The 18,191-nt window shown below is 51.4% G+C and carries 15 protein-coding genes; 9 read left to right on the plus strand and 6 right to left on the minus strand.

What is annotated here, in order from left to right; all coding sequences use genetic code 11:
* Positions 1-73 precede the first annotated feature (73 nt).
* The 6 genes from DRI82_RS16760 (at position 74) to DRI82_RS16785 (ending at position 5,412) form a co-directional block, all read left to right on the plus strand.
* The gene (locus DRI82_RS16760) at positions 74-1,135 is read left to right on the plus strand and encodes a malate/lactate/ureidoglycolate dehydrogenase (RefSeq protein ID WP_114195047.1); all 1,062 of its coding nucleotides are present in this window, start codon (positions 74-76) and stop codon (positions 1,133-1,135) included.
* A 144-nt stretch (positions 1,136-1,279) separates the two neighbouring features.
* The gene (locus DRI82_RS16765; RefSeq protein ID WP_114195048.1) at positions 1,280-2,413 is read left to right on the plus strand and encodes an MlaE family ABC transporter permease; all 1,134 of its coding nucleotides are present in this window, start codon (positions 1,280-1,282) and stop codon (positions 2,411-2,413) included.
* Positions 2,407-3,207 (plus strand): ABC transporter ATP-binding protein, encoded by an 801-nt coding sequence (locus DRI82_RS16770; RefSeq protein WP_170138726.1) that lies wholly within the window; start codon positions 2,407-2,409, stop codon positions 3,205-3,207. The genes DRI82_RS16765 and DRI82_RS16770 overlap by 7 nt, the downstream gene beginning before the upstream one ends.
* Positions 3,208-4,149 (plus strand): MlaD family protein, encoded by a 942-nt coding sequence (locus tag DRI82_RS16775; RefSeq protein WP_114195049.1) that lies wholly within the window; start codon positions 3,208-3,210, stop codon positions 4,147-4,149.
* Entirely contained in the window at positions 4,149-4,772 is a 624-nt protein-coding gene (locus tag DRI82_RS16780; protein WP_114195050.1) for an ABC-type transport auxiliary lipoprotein family protein, read from the plus strand. The genes DRI82_RS16775 and DRI82_RS16780 overlap by 1 nt, the downstream gene beginning before the upstream one ends.
* Before the next feature lie 79 nt (positions 4,773-4,851).
* Entirely contained in the window at positions 4,852-5,412 is a 561-nt protein-coding gene (locus DRI82_RS16785) for a type 1 glutamine amidotransferase family protein (RefSeq protein ID WP_245956868.1), read from the plus strand.
* 76 nt (positions 5,413-5,488) lie between these two features.
* Here the strand turns inward: DRI82_RS16785 and DRI82_RS16790 are convergent, their stop codons facing one another.
* On the minus strand, positions 5,489-9,262 hold the full coding sequence (locus DRI82_RS16790) for an autotransporter outer membrane beta-barrel domain-containing protein (protein ID WP_211317671.1): 3,774 nt from the start codon (positions 9,260-9,262) through the stop codon (positions 5,489-5,491).
* Between the two features lie 300 nt (positions 9,263-9,562).
* Here DRI82_RS16790 and DRI82_RS16795 point away from each other — a divergent pair, with 300 nt between their 5' ends.
* Positions 9,563-10,816 (plus strand): MFS transporter, encoded by a 1,254-nt coding sequence (locus tag DRI82_RS16795; protein WP_114195052.1) that lies wholly within the window; start codon positions 9,563-9,565, stop codon positions 10,814-10,816.
* Positions 10,817-10,832: 16 nt separating this feature from the next.
* Here DRI82_RS16795 and DRI82_RS16800 read toward each other — a convergent pair whose 3' ends face one another.
* The 3 genes from DRI82_RS16800 to DRI82_RS16810 all read right to left on the minus strand — a co-directional run bounded on the left by DRI82_RS16800 (position 10,833) and on the right by DRI82_RS16810 (position 13,462).
* On the minus strand, positions 10,833-11,348 hold the full coding sequence (locus tag DRI82_RS16800) for a ClbS/DfsB family four-helix bundle protein (protein ID WP_114195053.1): 516 nt from the start codon (positions 11,346-11,348) through the stop codon (positions 10,833-10,835).
* Between the two features lie 80 nt (positions 11,349-11,428).
* Positions 11,429-12,325 (minus strand): leucine-rich repeat domain-containing protein, encoded by an 897-nt coding sequence (locus tag DRI82_RS16805; protein WP_114195054.1) that lies wholly within the window; start codon positions 12,323-12,325, stop codon positions 11,429-11,431.
* 99 nt (positions 12,326-12,424) lie between these two features.
* Entirely contained in the window at positions 12,425-13,462 is a 1,038-nt protein-coding gene (locus DRI82_RS16810; protein ID WP_114195055.1) for a LacI family DNA-binding transcriptional regulator, read from the minus strand.
* Between the two features lie 405 nt (positions 13,463-13,867).
* Here DRI82_RS16810 and purB point away from each other — a divergent pair, with 405 nt between their 5' ends.
* Entirely contained in the window at positions 13,868-15,211 is a 1,344-nt protein-coding gene (purB, locus tag DRI82_RS16815; protein WP_114195056.1) for an adenylosuccinate lyase, read from the plus strand.
* A 146-nt stretch (positions 15,212-15,357) separates the two neighbouring features.
* On the plus strand, positions 15,358-16,761 hold the full coding sequence (locus tag DRI82_RS16820; RefSeq protein WP_114195057.1) for an anion permease: 1,404 nt from the start codon (positions 15,358-15,360) through the stop codon (positions 16,759-16,761).
* 95 nt (positions 16,762-16,856) lie between these two features.
* Here DRI82_RS16820 and DRI82_RS16825 read toward each other — a convergent pair whose 3' ends face one another.
* Positions 16,857-17,090 carry an RpnC/YadD family protein gene (locus DRI82_RS16825; RefSeq protein ID WP_211317672.1) on the minus strand — a complete coding sequence of 78 codons (234 nt, stop codon included), beginning with the start codon at positions 17,088-17,090 and terminating at the stop codon, positions 16,857-16,859.
* A gap of 68 nt (positions 17,091-17,158) precedes the next feature.
* Positions 17,159-18,109, minus strand: a complete 951-nt coding sequence (locus DRI82_RS16830; protein ID WP_114195058.1) for an Rpn family recombination-promoting nuclease/putative transposase — start codon at positions 18,107-18,109, stop codon at positions 17,159-17,161.
* Between the last annotated feature and the right edge of the window lie 82 nt (positions 18,110-18,191).

An 18,191-nucleotide genomic window follows, 5' to 3' on the forward strand; every position in this document is an offset into this window, starting at 1 on the left:
CGAAAAATTATCGGAAAATTCTTTAGGATTATTCCAGCGAAATTTGGCTACTACCGCAAGAAGGAGACTAACGATGCAGATTTCCGATCGCCGCCTGACAGACATCACGCGCCAGATCCTGATGAAAGCAGGCTGTGAGGCGGACGAGGCGAACACTGTCGCTGAACATCTGGTTAATGCCAATCTGAAAGGTCATGACAGCCACGGTGTTGGCATGTTGCCGCACTACGTTGAGTACATAGAAAAAGGCATTATGCATCCCAATACCCCGGCGCGATTGATTCGCGATGGCGGTGCAGTGTTGCAGTTTTGCGGCGATCGCGGGTTTGGACAACGGACGGGGAAAGAGGCGATGCAGGCGGCCATTGAACGGGTGAAAACCACCGGGATCTGCCTGATGACCCTGTCGACCAGTTGCCATTTAGGCCGCATCGGAACGTACGGCGAAATGGCCGCTGATGCGGGTTTGGTGTCGATTCATTTCGTCAATGTGAACGATCTGCCCCCGCTGGTGGCACCCTGGGGCGGCTTTCAGGCGCGCTTCGGTACCAATCCAATCTGCATAGCGTTTCCTAAAGGCGATCGTCATCCTGAGTTTATCCTCGATTTCGCCACCAGCATTGTGGCGCTCGGCAAAACCCGCGTTGCCTATCTGGCAGGTAAAAAATTCGATGAACCCGTCATGTTCGACAGTCTCGGGAATCCGACCAACGATCCGCGCGTGATGTGGGAAGATGAAGAGCCGGGTGCCCTGCGCCCCATAGCCCAGCACAAGGGCGGCGGGTTGATTATTGCCGCCGAAATGCTGGCCGGCCTGCTTTCTGGCGGCGGCACCATTCAGCCTGATAATCCGCGTCAGGGCGCGATAGTCAATAATATGAGCACAATCGTCATCGACCCGGCCAATCTGGTCTCCATGGATTGGTTGCGCAAGGAATATGACGCCATGCTGGACTATGTCCGTTCATCGGCATCGACGGAAAACGATGGGCCCATCCTGATTGCCGGTGAACCAGAACGAATTGCCGCGCAACAGCGTGGTGCCAATGGCATCACCATTTCCGCGCAAGAGTGGCAAAAAATCAAGGATGTCGGATTGGCATTGGGTGTACCTGAAGACGCCCTTTCTTGGTAATGAATAGCGTGCTGATTGGGGGAATAGCACAGTAGCTCGATTCACGGCTCTCTTTTTGTGCTGTTATGCTACTGTTACTTAAGGGGGTCATTCACCGTGCATGACAAAACAGGGTGCGCCAAGAGAGGGTGACAGGTTCAACTAATGACAGAAAAACAGTCGGTAGCCGCATTAAGCCTGGAGCGCGATCGGGTTGTTGTCAAAGGTGATTGGGTGCTTGCGCACTACAGTTCACTCGAACAGCAAGTGGCACAATGTCGGACGAAACTTCCTTCCGTGGTGTCGTTCGACCTTAGTCAGCTCGGCAAGCTGGATACAGCGGGTGCGACACTCTTGACGACGTTGCTCGGCAACGAAAACATGCAGAACCTGCGTAACATTGCGCCGCAACTTGCCGATGAACGGCGGGTTTTGCTGGAAACCGTTGCCAACTCCCTTCAGGGCTGGGATGCAGCGCCAGAGCAAAAAACAGAAAACCCATTCATTCGCATGCTGGCCCGCATTGGTGCGGCCATGGAAACATTTTGGCAAGATGCCCGGGATTTGGTGGGCTTTATTGGCCTGACGCTTGAGGCGCTGCTGGTTTCCCTGTTTCGTCCTTCCAGTTGGCGTATCACGTCATTGATCGCCAATATCCAGCAAATCGGCCTCAACGCGGTTCCCATCATTATGCTGCTGACCTTTTTGGTCGGCGCGGTGATTGCGTTTCTCGGCGCGACCGTACTGACGACATTCGGTGCAGGGATCTTTACCGTCAATCTGGTGGTGATCTCTTTTCTGCGCGAGTTTGCCGTGCTGCTTACCGCCATCCTGATGGCTGGCCGTACCGCCAGTGCATTTACCGCCCAGATTGGTTTGATGAAAGCGAACGAAGAGATCGATGCAATCCAGGCGCTTGGGCTGAATCCGGTTGAGTTACTGGTTCTTCCCCGCGTGCTGGCGTTACTGATCTCCCTGCCTATGTTAACGTTTATCGGCATGATCTCTGGCATTTTTGGCGGACTTGTCGTGTGCGCCGTGACGCTGGATATTCCGCCAATCATGTTTTTTTCGATCATGCAGAGCAGCACCGGGATTGAACATTTCTTTGTAGGTATGGGCAAAGCGCCCGTGTTCGCCTTTCTGATCGCCATTATTGGTTGCCTCGAAGGGTTCAAGGTCAGCGGGAGCGCTGAATCTGTGGGTAAACACACCACCGCCAGCGTCGTTCATTCGATCTTTGTGGTGATCTTATTGGATGCCGTCGCGGCACTGTTTTTCATGGAGATAGGATGGTGAGTGAAATTACCCCTGAAGCCATCATCCGGATTCGTCAACTGCGCAACTGCTTTGGTAAACAGTGCGTCCATGAAGATCTCAATCTGGATGTGCGCCGCGGTGAGATACTCGGCGTGGTGGGCGGTTCAGGTACCGGTAAATCAGTGCTGTTGCGCAGTATTGTCGGGCTGCGTCGGCCCACGGCTGGGCAGATCCACGTTTTCGGTGAGGATCTGATGGCCTTGCCCGCCCGCCCCCGTTCGCTGCTGGAACGCCGGTTCGGGGTTCTGTTCCAGCGCGGCGCGTTGTTCAGTTCGCTGACGGTGACTGAAAACGTTGCCCTGCCGCTGATTGAGTCTGCGGGGCTGACGCGCAGCGAGGCCGAACGTCTGGCACAGGTCAAGCTGGCGCTGGCGGGACTCCCGGCCAATGCAGGCAACAAATACCCGGCGTCACTCTCAGGAGGCATGGTGAAACGTGCTGCGCTGGCGAGGTCATTGGCGCTTGACCCGGATATCCTGTTCCTCGATGAACCTACCGCGGGCCTCGACCCGATTGGTGCAGCGGCGTTTGACAGTTTAATCCGCACGCTGAGGGATGCACTGGGGCTCACCGTTTTTCTGGTGACCCACGATCTTGATACCCTCTATACTATTTGCGACAGGGTCGCCGTTCTGTCGCAGAAAAAAGTTCTGGTTGTCGATACCCTGGATACGGTTGCTGCCACGGATGATGCCTGGATTCAGGCTTACTTCCATGGTCCGCGCGGTCGGGCAGCGTATCAGACGACAATGAATCTCCGAGAGAGGCAATAAATGGAAACCCGAGCTCATCATGTCGTCATTGGTTTGTTTACGCTCATTGTGGTCATTTGCGCCCTGCTGTTCAGCCTGTGGTTGACAAGATCTGGCAGCGATCGTCAATTCAATGTTTACGATGTGGTTTTCAATGAAGCGGTGAATGGTTTATCACTCGGAAGTGCCGTGCAATATAGCGGGATTAGGGTTGGTGATGTGACGCAACTCCGTCTGGATACGGAAAACCCCAGCAAGGTATGGGCGCGGATCCGCGTCTCGGCCTCCACGCCGATCCGTAGGGATACGCAAGCCAGACTGGCGGTTGCAGGCATTACCGGCACCGCAAATATCCAGCTCAGCAGCGGCAGTCAGTCCAGTCCCCTGTTGACCAGCACCGATGACGGTGGAATACCGATCATTATCGCCACGCCTTCCCCCTTGAGCCAACTGCTGGCCAACGGTCAGGATCTGATGACCAACGTCAATGAAGTGCTTGCCCGTTTGAATCAGGTTCTGGCACCGGACAATTTGCAACGGCTCAATACCACCTTGAATAATCTGGAGCTGATCACCAATACGGTGGCTGATGAAAGAGGGAATATCAAAAACCTCTTGCAGGCGTTGACGCAGGCCAGTCAGCAAGCCAATGACACGTTGGCGCAAACCAATCGTCTGGTACGCAATGCCAACGGCATGCTTGATGGCTCCGGCAAAAAAATGGTCAGTGATGCTGCAAAAACCATGGCGTCGCTGGAAAAAACCAGCGCCCTGTTGAATCAGTTGGTCATTGATAACCAACGATCGCTGAACAGCGGATTGCAAGGGTTCAATCAGCTTGGCCCTGCGGTTGAGGAGCTGCGCAGAACACTGTTGGCGCTGCGCGGGAGTATTAACCGGTTGGAAGAGAATCCTTCTGCGTTACTGCGTGGCAGGGAAAGAACCCAGGAGGTTTCACCATAATGGCCAGTTTGATACGTATTCGTCGCCATGCGCGATACTTCTTGACCGGGATGTTCTTTCTGTCATTGGCCGCGTGCACAATTATTCCCAGCAGCCCGCTATTGCAGGTTTATCTGCTGCCGGATCAACCGGCGGCGGCCCCGTCTGGCCAGCAAGTGAATTGGTCACTGCGCGTGGTGCAACCGGGTACCAACCAGTTTTTGAATAGCTCACGCATTGCCGTGCAGTCCCAGGGTGAAGAGCTCGCTGTCTATAAAGATTCACGATGGAGCGATCCGGTCCCTATTTTACTGCGCAATCGCTTGATTATGGAGTTCCGTCGTGATGGCCGGGTGCGCGCCGTGACCAATGATGATGATGGTTTGCCTGCTGATTATGAATTGAGCGGGGATTTGACTGCCTTTCAGGGCGTTCAGCATGCAAATAAGAACGAGGTATTGATCCGCTTTGATGCGCGTCTGGTGCGTGCGTCAGAAAGGAAAATCATCGCCAGTCGCAGCTTTGAGATTCGCCAGCCTATAGGCGGATCGTCGATGAATGACGTCGTTCAGGCGTTTGGCCGCGCCAGCGACAACCTTTCCGCGCAGGTACTGAACTGGACGCTGCAAGCGGCGACAGAGTAAACGGCGGGGGGCGTGAAATATCACACCCCCTCAGGCATTGATTAACATCACAGAGAGGGATATTCCAATGATACGTGCCATGACGATTCTCACCGAAAACTTTTCCGATTGGGAAATAGCCCTGATCAATTCCGCTGGCCGGGGTTATTACGATTTTGATACGCGATTCGCTACCCCCGGCGGGAGCACGGTTACCTCCTCAAGCGGCATGATCATCTCCCCCCACCTGGCAATCGAAGACATCCAGCTTGGTGATCTCGACCTGTTAATCGTATGCGGAGGCACTATCTGGCAAACCGATCAGGCTCCGGATATCACCGCCTTGGTGGCCGCAGCCTACGAAAAAAACCTTGTCGTTGCGGGGATTTGTGACGGCACCCGTGTACTGGCGCAATCTGGTGTGCTTGATAAGGTACGCCATACATCCAATTCGGCAGAAAACCTGTCGAAACTGAATTACGGTGGGGCCGCCTACTATCAGGATGTCCCTTATGCCATCGCCGATGGGCGCGTTATTACCGCCCCCGGTACCGCGCCAGTCAGCTTTATGGCCGAAATACTGCTCACATTGGGTCTCAGTGACGACAATCTGAAGGTCTATCTGGCGATGTTCGCCGCTGAGCACCGAAAGGAGTCCTGAATATTTTTCAATGCGTTGTGCGATTACTTCCTGTGGGCAAACAGGTATTTCCATCAATCGATCCGACGGAGTGTAGTTACCACCTGATTTTGACGCCGAGATTACCGCTGTAATCCCGGCGGTATTGGTCATCGAGATCGCTATTCTGACTGGCCGCCGCATAGAGACTGACATTGTCATTCACTGCCGCGACCACCCCCAGCCCAATCTCCAGCGACGTGCTTTCGTACTGCATATCCACACTGTCATTGGCCAAAAGTACGGAGCCGTTCTGTTTAAAGTCATGCCACACGTTGACTTTCAGATAGGGTTGCAACACTTGCGAACGGTTGGTGTAATTCCCCTGCAATCTGGCGCCAATGCGCCCGGTATAAAGCGTATCACTGCCGTAAGAGATGGAAGAAATTCCGTCATCAGCATCATCAATAGATTCATGTTGAGCGATAATTTGCGCCTGAGGCTCCAGCGTCCAACGATCGGTTATGGCAAAGGGCAATCCGCTCTCTATTGAACCAGTCAGCAATTTTCCTTTTACATCACTGTTCACTCCGCGGCCTGAGTTCACATCGCCATCAAGCCAGGTATGCATGACAACCGCATCGATATAAGCCTGATTAGGCCATAAATGTGTCCAGTATCCCCCCAGACTGTTTCCGTGCATATTCAGGGTTCCGGCATCAGCGTCAGGAAAACCCAGAATAAATCCGTGAATATCGCCATCAACGTGAGTGTATCCATAGAACAGCCCCGCATGATCGCGCTGGCCGTTATCATATTGGTGAGCATAGATATCCTGTCCTACCTGCACGCCAGTGAAATTCCCGTCAAAAGATGGCGCCGCATCACCTGACCAATGCTGGTCGGTTTGTGTACCAAAAATACGCGCCCATCCTTCTGGATCGCTGGTGTTACCCGTCAATTGCGGTTGCCCGCCTTCACGCTCATGATAAGTCCCCAATGCAGTCATTCCTAGTTTGAATACCACCGGGGGAAGCACGCTATACATGGGGGTTTCCTGACGATAAAGCGGCACCGCACTGCGACCTGATACCGCTGCAGGCAGCGCAGGACTGCCTGGTGCGGGTGTGGGAACCGCAATACCCGGTTGAGTGGGTGTTCCGGGGTTAGTGGGTTCTGCGGGATTGCCGGGCTCAGCCGGATTGGTTGGCGTCGTTGGCGTACCCGGATCCGTAGGCTCCGTTGGATTGGTAGGCTCAGACGGTTCGGGAGTTATCGGCGGCGCGATCAGCGTATTACGCAGATACCAGCTATTTTCACTCCCGGCGGTAGCCCCGCCATGAAACAAAACATATTCATAGGCACCGGCAGACATGGAACCACCATTCAGGCTGAAAGCCGTCGTGGAGGTCGTTGCGCCGTTAATTGCCGACACCAGTTCAATCCCATTGCCATTGGTATAGGCCCCTATCCCATTGATATTTGTTACCTGAATGCCGGTTTGTCCGCTGGCACTTCCCCCGGAGATGATGAGTTTGTCCGTTGGCGAATTTTCATCACCCAATTCAGTCTGCAACTTAAGCGTAGCGCTACTGCCTTCGCCAACGTAATTTCCATGAATAGTCAGCGAGTCCGCCATACTTTGTGAACCGCCAGTAAGATCGATGGTGCCCGCATTATTCACCGTGACGGTGTCACTTCCATCACTGGACTGAATGCTTGATGCGCCCAAACCACCGGCAACTATGGCGCTGCTGCTATCCAGACTCAGCGTACCCGTTCGGGTAACGGCGTCCCCCAACGTGAGCGGGCTGTTGACAATGAGTTGGGATTGATTATTTAACGCAATGTTTTCCCAATCGATAAAGCGGGCGGGATTATCTGCTATCGTATTGTCTATCGTCAGATTGTCCGTCCCGGTCCCGCCATCAATTGAGGGGGTTGAGGAGAGAGTTGCTGCACTCAGACCGCGTAAAACTGCATTATCGTTATCCTCGCCCATCAGGATTGCGCCATTGACCGCCCCGCCATTTTCCCAGAGAAAACTGTCATTGCCCGCACTCATGCGCACTTCGCCCTGGACTGTCCCCCCCGTAATGATGACGCTGTCGGTTCCGCCACTGACGCTGATATTACCGCCTATCTCCCCTGCACTTAGCGTGATGCTGTCATTGCCGAAGCCAGCTACCAGATTACCGATGATCCTTCCGCCCGACATATTGAAGATATTATTGGCGAGCCTCATATCCACTCTTCCAATAGTCCCACCGCTCATCTGCGCGGCATCACCATCAACAAATGCGCCGACGATGGAACCGCTGGTCATCGTGAACGTATCAAGACCGTCGCCTTGTGCAAGGGAACCGATCTGACCACCGCTCATCACAAAATCGTCAATGCCAGTGCCCTGGGATATTGCTCCAGTAACAATTCCATTTTGAATATTGACGCTGTCGATGCCGCCATTTTGTTCTATATTGCCGATAACGGTACCATCCGTCAGGGTAAAACTGTCGTTACCATCCCCTGTAACGATGGCGTTACCTGCGCCTCCCTGGAGTGTTCCACTATTTACGATAGTGCTGGCATTGTTACCCGGCAGAAAAATGGCGGCGCCATTTTGCCCGGTTAATATGCCTTGATTATTCAGTGTAGTGGTTCCGGCATTATTATAAATAGCAGAGGTACCAAGAATATTGCCATGCGTTGTGTTAGTTATCTGAGCGTTACCGCCCATATATACGCCATAAGACGTATCACTGCGCACGCTTCCATCATTATTCAGCACACCACCGGAAATAAAATTAATACCTTCACCGCCGGCACTGTGGACAGACGCATTGGTTGTGTTTGTTACTGTGGCAGGGTTGGACACCATTATGCCATCGCCGAATGAACCTTGAGTTTCAATTTGTCCGCTGTTAATAACTGACCCTAAATTCTGGCTGGTACTGCCTATGGAACGGATGCCATCGGAAGATTCACCATTGACCAGAATTGAACCCTGATTAACAATCTGGAGATTATTACCATTGGCGTAAATACCATGAGCAGAATTACCACTGGTGATGATCGAACTTTCATTATTTAATTGACTTCCGTCACCATAAGCGAATATTCCTGCGGCGCTATTCCCTGTGGTATTAATGCTTCCCTGATTGACTAACTGATGATTGCTGCCAATTCCTTCAAGGCCATCAGCACCTGTCCCAGATGTAGTGATTACCCCCGCGCTCTGGTTGGTCAATACTGAATTTGAACCATCAACTTTCAGTCCGTAACTGTCACTTCCTGTTGTTATGATAGTGTTTTCATTGGTTAGTGCGTGATTGTCACCAAACGCTTCCATACCTGAAGATCCGTCCCCATCAGTGGTGATCGTACCCTGATTGATGAGGGTATTACCTGATGAACCCCGATCGCTGATAATACCATCCGATAAATCTGAGGTTGTATGAATGGTTCCCGCATTCAAAAAAGACGAATTCGTGCCATTGGTATAAATACCTTCTGACCGGAGACCCGTTGTATTCAGTGTACCAAAGTTAAAAATCTGGTTATTGTCCCCGCGAGCAGAGAGCGCATCGAAAAATTCGACATCATTAATATTCACCAGCACCGTGCCATTATTGGTAATCAAACTCCCACCCCAGATTAATACGCCATTTCCTCCTCCTGAAATGGAAACTTGCGCCCCAGGTTGAAGAAGGATGTTGGCGGTTACCCCCGGAGCCGGTTGAATGTTTGTCAAATAAGGGTTGGGAACTGAAGTATCGCAGACCACATTGATATCGTAAGTCGTCCCTGCGCTTGAGATACAGTCTGCTTCAACGATAGAGACATAAAATAAACCCAAGAATATCAAGTGTGAACGGAAAGCGTATTTATGCATTTTCATGCCTTCATTTATTATTGCTGACCCCATTAATATTCACTTTAGTTTATGATTGTTTTTTTGTCTCCTCAGTTCCTGCTGAATGGGTGTGAATGGCGATTTCTGGGTTCATGAGTCGCGAAGAGGCACACAGGACAACGTGAATCTGTTTAATGGCATCGCGATAGCGGACATCCAGGCGCAAAATGGATAGAATCCTATAATGACTGGAAGTCTATGCCACTCAAGTGGTTATATCGAAAAGACTTGCGCCATACCGACAAAAACGTTTGTCGCTTTGCCATTCAGGAGAACAAGATGAGTCAGTCAACGCCTCTGGAAGTAGCGCCAACTGCTGCAACTCAGCGGCGATTTGTACCCTTGCTGGGTATCATTCTGGTATCACTGAATCTGCGTGCGGGGGTGACGTCACTGAGTGCCATCTATGGTTTTATTGCCCAGGATGTCACGGGTTTCAATGTGCCGCTCCTTGGCGTCATTCCGGTTCTCTGTTTTGCATTATTTGGTGCGTTGGCGACGACATTCTCCCGCCGGATGGGGTATGAATGCGCCCTGATGCTCTCCATGTTGATGATTTTTATTGGTATTGCCCTTCGTTCGTTCGCACATACCTTCCCTCTGTTTGTCCTCTGGAGCCTGATTTCATTGGCGGGAATGGGGTTTGGCAATGTGCTGATCCAACCGCTGATAAAAAAATATTTCCCCAGCCGTATCGGCCCGATCACTGCTGCATTTGCCGTTATGCTCGCCGTGTCGGGAGGTTTTCCGCCGATCGTGGCAGTGCCGATTACCGCTGCGTTTGGTTGGCGGGCCAATGTTTTCCTTTGGGCGATTGTGGCGCTAATGGCTGCGGTACCGTGGTTTGTAGTGCTGCTTACCCGCCAGAAAAAGTCGTCAGCCGCCGCAGCAATACTCCCTGAGCCTCAACCTGCCGCCACTCCTCAACGCGCGCTAAATCAGGTGAAAGTCTGGAAATGGCCGGTGGCCTGGTCGATGGTCATTTTGTTCGGCGTCGGCATGATGAGTATGTACACCATGCTGAACTGGTTACCGACCGTGTTGATACAGCAAGGTATTTCAGTCAATACGGCGGGCAGTATTCTCGGTGTTTATATTATTTTGGGGGTATTCCATTCGATCCTGCTGCCGATCTACCTTGGCCGGATGAAAAATCCGTATATCGTGGTGTGTGTCGCGGGTGTGCTGCAGATCACAGGTTATATGGGCTACCTGTACGCGCCAGCTTACGTCTGGGTCTGGACCGTGATTACTGCACCGGGGCTGATGACGATCCCCACTACCTTTCAGTTAATCAATCTTAGAACCCGGACCGTGGCGGGCGCTGCCTCGCTCTCGGCCTTTACGCAGGGCATTGGCTATGTATTTGCGGGCGTTGGCCCATTTCTGTTTGGTTATTTTTACGCATTGTCAGGCGATTGGCAGATCTCATTCTGGTTTTTGACGGCGATGTCGATATTGATGGTTATCGCTGGGGGCGCGGCGGTGCGCCCTAAATTCCTGGAAGATGCACAGCGGCGGAGTCAGGAATAAGGCCGTGTCAGGGGGATCACAGCATAATACCCTGTTGTTTCGCCCACTTGCGTACCCGGACACGGGCATTGAGATAAGGCGACAAGGTATTGAATTGAATCATGCGCCCCATCGTCCATTTATCGTACCAGGCGCACTCATAGAGATCGTGGTTATCAGTGGATTCTATAAAGGTGACAATCTCCTTTTTCGCTGAATCGAGGCGTTCAATCAGTTCCTGATACGTCAGAGCCTCATAGTCCTCATAAAATTTCTGCGCGAGTCGGCCCAATTGGTTCCATTTGAAGCCGGTTTCAGGAAAATCAATCTCTTGCCCGTCCTTATGCCGGGCAATCCATTTCAGTACCAACTCATTCCAACCGAGTAAATACGCCACCAAATTGCACGCACTCATCATTGTGCCTTTGGCATGGCCCTCAAGGGATTTCTCAACGGATCTTTCCACAGGCAAGGCGATTAAATCTTTGCGCAACCGTTCATAATTCCTGGCGATCTCACTCAGTAATTCATCCTTGTTCTGCGGTACGGCCATACTCATGATCCTTATGAATTTTGTAGAAAGGTGTGACGAGACAATTTGAGTGACAGGGTCACTTTTATATCAAGTCCGGCTTAAATATGCACCAGACAGCCCTTGTCACGCAGCCTCTGCAATACATCCGGTTCCTGCGTGAAATGATTCCAACGCAAATCCAGTCTCTTAAGATTACGCAATTGCGCAAAACTGTCCGGCAGAGATGAGAGACGATTGGCCCGGAGATCAAGGCTTTGCAGATTAACCAGATTTCCAATGCTATCAGGCAGACGCTGGATATTGTTAAACCGCAGATTTATGTCAGCCAGTTCTGATAAAGAGGTCATTTCAGTGGGTAATGCTGGGATGTGATTATTGGAGAGATCAATAACCCGCAGACTTTTCATTCCGGCAATATCGGGGGCGATGTGAACGATCTCATTTTTCATCAGGTAAAGCTCACGGGTTTGCGTCAAGGCACCCACATCGGCAGGTAGCGCGTTTATCTTATTATTATACAAGCGGATTTCTTGAAGATTGACCAGTTTGAATACGCATTGGGGAATACTCGTCAGCGCATTATCCGTAACGTTTAAATACTTCAGTTTTTTAAGTGCGCAGAGCGAGTCTGGCAACGTCGCGAAACCATTATCGCTCAGGTAGAGGTATTCCAAGGCTTCCAGATTACCGATTTCTTGCGGGATCGAGTCAATCTGGTTATGTCCCAGATCCAGCATTCTGAGCGCGCGTAGTTGATCGATTCTGCCCGTGATAGCGGTTATTTGGTTGCAGGAAAGATTCAGCACCTGCAATGCTTGCAGTGAACATATCTCTTCAGGAAAAGCACTCAACCTGTTGTTATACATACTGAATTGCTTAAGATGAGACAACTTGGCCACACCAGGCGGTATCTCGGCCAGTCCTTGACTGTCGAGATTGAGTATTTCCTGTAACGAACCTGACTGCTTTTCTGCTTTTGAAACTTGATGAAGCATGGCGCTGTATCCCTACGTGCGACTCTCTATTATTCACGCCAAAACTTTACCATAAAGAGGTCATCAAAACGCTTACCGGCAAGCAAAAAAGGCGGAGGATCAAGAGTGGGAGGAGCCGCGTTTTATTAAGGAGACAGGCAAAACCCGCACTTTATCTGCTGCGCTGAGCGGTGGTTTTTTCTTATCCAATTGGGCAAACAACAGTTCTGCGGCGCACTGCCCCATTTCTCGTTTGGGAATGTTGATGGTGGAAAGGGGTATTTTCAGGGTGTCGAGTAAATCAATATTGGAAAAGCCGACCAACGCGACATCTTCAGGCATGCGCAAGTTATGGGTCATGCAGTAATCAAATACGCCCAATGCCGTTTCATCATTGACTACAAAAATAGAAACCGGCAATGGTATGCGCTGCATAATCTCACACATCACGTCATAGCCCGCTTTGGCACGCAGCTCTTTGGCAAAGAATACCGAATTTTCAGCAGAAAATTGCTGATCGAGCATCGCCATGGTTTCGCAAAAACCGTTATAACGCTGTTCAACCCCCGATTTTGCCCCGATCGGTCCCGCAATATGGATAACTGGCCGTTTGAGTTCGTCAAACAGGTGCTGCGTCGCCAACTTCGCACCCGCATGGTTATCGGCCACTACGGCAGGGAAGCGATCGCCGATAGAGTGACTGATCAACACCAGCGGAATGTTCAACTGCTGGTAAACCTCATCCAGATGCTCGGTCTCTTTCGAGCACGGCAGAACAATCAGCCCATCGACGCCCATCTGCGTCAGTTTGCGCACCTGCTGCTGTTCGGTGAGAAGATTGTCCCAGGACTGCGTTGCCCAATAGGAAAAATCACGCGGGTTGATGGCATCTTCCAGACCTATAAAAAAATCATGGAAGAAAGGGTTATTGAAATAGTTTATAACCACACCGAATGAACGTGTCGAGGTACCGCGAAGGAAACGGGCACCGGTATTCGGCACGTATCCCAGCTCTTTGGCGACACGTTTGATCTCGTCGCGCATGGCTTGAGTCAGAGAACCATTGTTGTTCAGGGCCATGGAAACTGCGGTCGCCGATACACCGACAACTTTGGCAATATCCTTGACTGTCACTCGTGCACGGCTCTTGTCTGCCATTATGGTTTTGAATTTTCCAGTGAGAATGTGTGGCTATTATAACGTAAATATCTCTTACTCCCATCTTATCCTGTTGATCCTTGCTGTTATTTGCAGGCTACACCTCGATAGACGGATCTGCTTTTCCCTGTTGATTGCAACGACTGCTGGTTCTTTTTTGTCCATTTTAGTGTTTTTTACTCCCCTGCCCATTTGAGTTTAGTGGTGAAAATCTGCACGAATTATGACATCACCATCACAAAACCATACAAAATTAATGGACATGAAAAGCGGTCAGCTTTAACGTTAAAGTCGAAAGGCATTCTAAGAACATGATTCGGTTTGCGCTATGTACGCAGATGAAAGGACATCCATGTCCCTTTTTTTACACGAATAACTTTAACGTTAAAGTCAAGGAGCTCCACGATGAATTCTACTGTTTTCGATAGCCAGGTGTTTGGTCCCCTCTTCAGTACAGATGATATGCGCCGGATATTCAGCGACCAGAATCTTGTGCAAAGCTGGCTGGATACTGAAGCAGCGCTCGCCAGAGCCGAGGGTGAACTCGGAATTATCCCTCAGCAGGCTATGGAGGAAATTTGCAGTAAAGCCAGGGCCGAATGGGTGGATATCCCCGCAATCGGTGAGTTTTACAAAAGCTCGATCACCATGGTGCCACTGCTGAAAGCGTTCAAAAAAATTCTCGATAACGATGCAGGGGAGTTTGTGCATTGGGGTGCGACGAGCCAGGACATCGTGGATACCGGTTTGATTTTGCAAATCCGCCAGGCATACCAACTGCTACTGGGACGTTTACGCCAATGTGAACGTGCCAGCTACGCCTTGGCTGAAAAGTACAAGGACGTTGTCATGGCAGGACGTACCCACGTGCAGCATGCATTACCGATCACCATGGGATTCAAAGCCGCCGTGTGGGCGTCTGAACTGAGCCGCCATGTCGTCAGGATGGAGGAGATCGCGCCACGGTTGTTCATTGGCCAGTTCTCAGGTGCGGTTGGAACGCTGGCCTCACTGGAAGATCGCGGGCTGGACGTGCAGAAACGGATGATGGAACTTCTCGATCTGGCGGTTCCAGACATTGCCTGGCATACCGCCAGAGACCACATCGCAGAATTTATCAATTTGCTCGCCATGATCGCCGCGACGTTGGCGAAGATTTCCCATGAAGTGCTTACCTTGCAGCGCACTGAAATTGGTGAGCTGGAGGAGCCGTTCTTTATGGGCAAGGTTGGTAGCAGCACCATGCCACATAAACGTAATCCGCAGGTGTGTGAGAACGTCATCGCCCTGACCCGCAGTGTGCGTGCCTTGGCTCCACTGGCGGTAGAAGCGATGATTTGTGAAAACGAAAGGGACTGGAGCTGTGAAATCGCCGAATGGGATTTTGTGCCGCGTGCCTGTTTGTTGCTCGATACCTCACTGGAGAAGAGCGTCGATATCCTGGAGAACTTGATCGTCTATCCGGAAAAAATGGAAAAAAACCTGTTCCATTTGAAGGGCTTGATGCTGTCCGAGTCGGTCATGATGCATCTGGGGCAAAAAATGGGGCGAATGAGCGCGCACGATATCGTCTATAAAATCTGTATGGCGGTCTTCGAAAAGGGCAGCAGCATGGAAGAGGCCCTGCTGGCACAGCCAGAGGTTATGCAGTACTTCACCGAGAGTGAGATTCAACAGATGCTGGAGCCACATCACTATATCGGACTGGCAACCACCTTTGTTGATCGGGTGTTGGCGAAACGTCCTTAACACGGGGCGATAGCCCTCACCTCTGCCACCCATCGTCCGGTGCGGTGTCAGATATTTTTCCCTTGCTCTGGCCAGGGTATGCACAATCAACGACAGGGATCGAATGGTTGTGAACATAGCAACGTGGTCAGGTCTGAGAGGCTGCCATGTCAAAAAAAATTAGAAATTCATTATTGATTATATTTGTCGCACTGGCTATTTGGTTTACGCCAGTGCCCGAAGGATTATCCCCGCAGGCCTGGCATCTTTTTGCCTTGATGGTGGCGGTGATAATCGGTTTTATCCTGCAACCCCTGCCGGTTGGCGCGGTGGCATTTATCGGTATTACGGTGATTATTCTCACCAATACCCTCACACTTGCCGAGAGTCTGGCGGGATATAGCTCGAGTGCAATCTGGTTGATCGTCTCCGCATTCCTTTTTGCCCGCGGATTCATTAAAACCGGACTCGGGCGGCGCATTGCCTATCTGGTATTGCGCAGTATCGGCAACAGTACGCTGAAAGTGGGGTATGCGCTGGCTATCAGCGATCTGATTCTCGCGCCTGCGACGCCCTCGAGTGCGGCCCGTGCGGGAGGAATCATCTTCCCCATCGCCCGGGGGTTGGCGTCGGCGCTTGGATCTGAGCCTGGCCCAACGTCACGTCGTGCCGGTGCCTACTTCCTGCAAGTGGTTTACCAGACGGAAGGCGTGGTGTGTGCGATGTTTATGACCGCCATGGCCGGTAACCCCCTAATGGTCGAACTGGCTGCGAAAGTGACCGGGATTCAAATCAGTTGGGGGATGTGGGCATTGGCGGCATCGGTTCCGGGGCTGACCGCGTTTATCCTGATTCCGTGGTTGCTGTACCTGGTTTATCCACCAGAACTCAAACATGTGCCGCAAGCCAAGGAAATTGCGAAAGAAGAGTTGCTGAAAATGGGACGGCTTACTCTTCAAGAGGGCACGCTGGCGGTGACTTTCGTTGTGGCACTGTTTCTCTGGTGTACCTCAAGCTGGAACCAACTCAATGCCACTACCGTTGCCATGATGGCGGTGTCGGCACTTTTGATCGCCAAAGTCCTCACCTGGAACGATGTGATTCAGGAAAAAGGCGCCTGGGATACCTTAATCTGGATGGGAAGCCTGGTTGGTCTTGCGGCTGAGCTGTCCAAAAAAGGCTTTATTCCCTGGTTCGCGGATGCGGCGAGTTCAGCGATGTCACACTTGCCGTGGGCTGCCTGTCTGGGGCTGCTGATCGTGATTTACATGTATTCGCACTACGGTTTCGCCAGCCTTACCGCGCATATTTCTGCGATGTACGCCGCGTTTGTGGCCGTTGCGGTTGCCAGTGGCGCACCTCCGTATCTTACCGTGCTGGCGCTGGCATTCACCGCAAATATCTGTTTGGCATTGACCCACTACAGCGGCGCACCTGGCCCGATTTATTACGGTGCGGGATACGTTGAACTTCCTACCTGGTGGCGACTTGGCTTCATTTTTTCACTGGTGAATCTGGTTATTTGGGTAGGTGTCGGCGCAGTTTGGTGGAAGGTGCTTGGGCTGTGGTAAGTCGTTATCGCAGCGAAGATCGGCGTTGAGAATTGCCCCTTACGAAAGGGGCAATTTTACATCAATCAGTTTAGCGAATGCTGACTCGCAAATACTTAATGGCGAATCTGTGCCAGTTCGTCTTCGGAAAGACCGGTTGCTTCAAGAACAGCATCGCGTGACATTCCCATTTTCAACAGGTTTCGGGCAACATCGAGTTTACCGAGAAGCAATCCTTCCTCGCGTCCTACCTCGCGTCCTTTTAGCTCACCAAGTTGCATACCTTCCATACGTCCTTTCTGGATTCCGCGTTGTTCGCCTTCAAGACGTAATTTTTCAGCAATGGTCATCAGAACCTCCTCGTGCTGCCGTCGAGAAAGAATCGAAGTCAGTTTTGCGTAAGCTGACTCACAAATACTTAATGGCGAATCTGTGCCAGTTCGTCTTCGGAAAGACCGGTTGCTTCAAGAACAGCATCGCGTGACATTCCCATTTTCAACAGGCTTCGGGCAACATCAAGTTTACCGAGAAGCAATCCTTCCTCGCGTCCTTCCTCGCGTCCTTTTAGCTCACCGAGCTGCATACCTTTCTGGATTCCGCGTTGTTCGCCCTCAAGACGTAATTTTTCAGCAATGGTCATCAGAACCTCCTCGTGCTGCGGCACTCGTGATGCCAAGGTGTTTATCAATGCAGCGGGATCTTCTGACTCTCCCGCCTGCAACATGTAGTTTACCACAGATATTAGCTGTTCTTGAGTCGTGTAGCCACTAAGCAGCAGTGTGACCAACTGGTCCAAAAGTTCAGCGAGGTCGCGCCGACGAATGTGCTTTTGCAGCAGCTCAAGTACCGCCATGCGACGATGCTGCATAATTTCATTGTCGGGGATGACAGTGATATCCGCCAGGGGGAAACTGTCCCCGTAGAGATGTCCAGCCAGCTCTGGGTTGTCAAACTCTTGCAGCCAGTTCATGGAATAGGGATAGGGGCTGACTTTCCCTTGGTAAAAGAGTATTGGGATCACCAGCGGTAGCGTTTTATACCCCGCATCAAGGTGACGCTGCATGGCGGCAATAGCGTAACGCATCAGGCGAAACGCCATGTGTCTGTCGGGGGAGCTTTGATGCTCGATCAACGCGTAGATGTACCCGTCGCCGTCCCCTGCACGCAGCGAGTAAAGCACATCGGAGTAGTAGGGGCGTAAATCGTCTTCGATAAAAGAACCTGACGCCAGTTGGAGCGTGTCGAGGTCACAGATCTTACGTAATGTTGCGGGTAGATGAATATCGAGAAAATCACGCGCTGTCTCAGGATGAGTCAGAAACTGTTTGAATACCGCGTCATGCAAGGTCGGTGTAGTATTTTTTCTCATGGCGGGTCACTGTCCAAAATTGCCTGGAGGAACTTTATCACAAGCAGCAATTTGTTAATATGCAGCCTGTTCCGAGGCTTGC

It is taken from the genome of Edaphovirga cremea, from assembly GCF_003332275.1.
Taxonomy (GTDB): domain Bacteria; phylum Pseudomonadota; class Gammaproteobacteria; order Enterobacterales; family Enterobacteriaceae; genus Edaphovirga; species Edaphovirga cremea.

What these genes read in the sequence shown, in the direction of transcription:
- DRI82_RS16810 (WP_114195055.1), bottom strand. Translation starts at nt 13,462, where the DNA reads ATGGCAGACAAGAGCCGTGCACGAGTGACAGTCAAGGATATTGCCAAA.
- DRI82_RS16760 (WP_114195047.1), top strand. Translation starts at nt 74, where the DNA reads ATGCAGATTTCCGATCGCCGCCTGACAGACATCACGCGCCAGATCCTG.
- DRI82_RS16805 (WP_114195054.1), bottom strand. Translation starts at nt 12,325, where the DNA reads ATGCTTCATCAAGTTTCAAAAGCAGAAAAGCAGTCAGGTTCGTTACAG.
- DRI82_RS16780 (WP_114195050.1), top strand. Translation starts at nt 4,149, where the DNA reads ATGGCCAGTTTGATACGTATTCGTCGCCATGCGCGATACTTCTTGACC.
- DRI82_RS16785 (WP_245956868.1), top strand. Translation starts at nt 4,852, where the DNA reads ATGACGATTCTCACCGAAAACTTTTCCGATTGGGAAATAGCCCTGATC.
- purB (WP_114195056.1), top strand. Translation starts at nt 13,868, where the DNA reads ATGAATTCTACTGTTTTCGATAGCCAGGTGTTTGGTCCCCTCTTCAGT.
- DRI82_RS16830 (WP_114195058.1), bottom strand. Translation starts at nt 18,109, where the DNA reads ATGAGAAAAAATACTACACCGACCTTGCATGACGCGGTATTCAAACAG.
- DRI82_RS16795 (WP_114195052.1), top strand. Translation starts at nt 9,563, where the DNA reads ATGAGTCAGTCAACGCCTCTGGAAGTAGCGCCAACTGCTGCAACTCAG.
- DRI82_RS16820 (WP_114195057.1), top strand. Translation starts at nt 15,358, where the DNA reads ATGTCAAAAAAAATTAGAAATTCATTATTGATTATATTTGTCGCACTG.
- DRI82_RS16765 (WP_114195048.1), top strand. Translation starts at nt 1,280, where the DNA reads ATGACAGAAAAACAGTCGGTAGCCGCATTAAGCCTGGAGCGCGATCGG.
- DRI82_RS16825 (WP_211317672.1), bottom strand. Translation starts at nt 17,090, where the DNA reads ATGACCATTGCTGAAAAATTACGTCTTGAAGGCGAACAACGCGGAATC.
- DRI82_RS16800 (WP_114195053.1), bottom strand. Translation starts at nt 11,348, where the DNA reads ATGGCCGTACCGCAGAACAAGGATGAATTACTGAGTGAGATCGCCAGG.
- DRI82_RS16775 (WP_114195049.1), top strand. Translation starts at nt 3,208, where the DNA reads ATGGAAACCCGAGCTCATCATGTCGTCATTGGTTTGTTTACGCTCATT.
- DRI82_RS16770 (WP_170138726.1), top strand. Translation starts at nt 2,407, where the DNA reads ATGGTGAGTGAAATTACCCCTGAAGCCATCATCCGGATTCGTCAACTG.
- DRI82_RS16790 (WP_211317671.1), bottom strand. Translation starts at nt 9,262, where the DNA reads ATGCATAAATACGCTTTCCGTTCACACTTGATATTCTTGGGTTTATTT.